1 protein-coding gene is annotated in these 1,488 nt (G+C 59.8%); it reads left to right on the top strand.

The window, feature by feature from the left end; all coding sequences use genetic code 11:
- The first annotated feature begins 127 nt into the window (after positions 1 to 127).
- Positions 128 to 1,354, top strand: a complete 1,227-nt coding sequence (locus tag SM418_RS37905) for an IS256 family transposase (protein WP_017511424.1) — start codon at positions 128 to 130, stop codon at positions 1,352 to 1,354.
- Positions 1,355 to 1,488 lie beyond the last annotated feature (134 nt).

Raw genomic sequence — 1,488 nt, forward strand, 5'->3', positions numbered from 1 at the left:
ACAACAAACCCGGTTGGGTGCTTCAAACGCCAAGCCAAGTAGTCACCTTCGCTGGTGGGAGGGTGTGCAGAATTTTGTGTAAACGGACAGTCCACCGCCGGCGCAAGCTGGCCTATCCGTAAGCACAATGAGCACCAAGAAACACGACGTACCCGAAGAACTGCTGTCTGGCCTGCTGGCCAACTACAAGAAACCCGAAGACCTCATCGGCGAGAACGGCCTGCTCAAACAGTTGACCAAGCTGCTGGTGGAGCGAGCCCTGGACGCCGAACTGACCGAGCATCTGGGCCACGAACGCAACGAAGCGGTAGCCAACACCACTGGCAACACCCGCAATGGCAAGAGCAAGAAGACCCTCAAGGGCGATTTCGGCGAGTTGCCCATCGAGGTGCCACGTGACCGCCATGGCAGCTTCGAGCCCCAACTCATCCCCAAGCACCAGACCCGCTGGGCCGGCTTCGACGACAAAATCATCTCGCTGTACGCCCGCGGCATGACGGTGCGCGAGATACAGGCCCACCTAGAGGAGATGTACGGCACCGAGGTCTCGCCCAGCCTGATTTCCTCGGTGACCGACGCCGTGGCCGATGAGGTCAAGACCTGGCAAGCCCGCCCGCTCGATGCAATCTACCCTATCGTCTATCTGGACTGCATCCATGTGAAGGTGCGCGAGGGCGCTGTGCGGGTCAAGGCGGTGTACCTGGCCATCGGCATCACCATGACGGGCGAGAAGGAGGTGCTGGGCCTGTGGCTGGCGCAGACCGAGGGGGCCAAATTCTGGCTGCAGGTCGTGACCGAGCTGCGCAACCGGGGCGTGCATGACATCTTCATCGCCTGCGTCGATGGCCTCAAGGGCTTCCCTGAAGCCATTGAGGCCGTGTTTCCCAGGACAGTGGTTCAGTTGTGCATCGTGCACATGGTGCGCCACAGCCTGAACTACGTCTCGTGGAAGCGTCGCAAAGAAGTGGCCGCAGACCTGAGACGCATCTACACGGCAACCACCGCCGAGGAGGCCGAGCTGATGCTCGGTGAATTCGAGGCCCGCTGGGATGCCGAGTACCTACCCATCGGCCAGTCCTGGCGCAGGAGCTGGAGCCGGCTGATTCCGTTCTTTGACTACCCACCCGAAATCCGCAAGGTCATCTACACCACCAACGCCATCGAGTCGGTCAACATGAGCCTGAGGAAGCTAACCAAGAACCGGGGCTCGTTCCCCAGTGACGAAGCGCTGACAAAACTGTTCTATCTGGCCCTGCGCAACATCAGTCAGAAGTGGACCATGCCCATCCGGGATTGGAAGGCTGCGCTGACCCGCTTTACCATTCAGTTCGGAGACCGCATCTCCGTCAATTGAAGTCCGAACCGTTTACACAAAAATTCGGACACGCCCCTTTCCGACGCATGACTGCCCAGCCAATCAAGAACAAAAGTGCCAGGCCTGCAACGATGGCAGCCTTGATGGCGTTTGACATGTGGTGACCGTGGCCG

Source organism: Actinomadura chokoriensis (genome assembly GCF_041463665.1).
Taxonomy (GTDB): domain Bacteria; phylum Actinomycetota; class Actinomycetes; order Streptosporangiales; family Streptosporangiaceae; genus Spirillospora; species Spirillospora chokoriensis_A.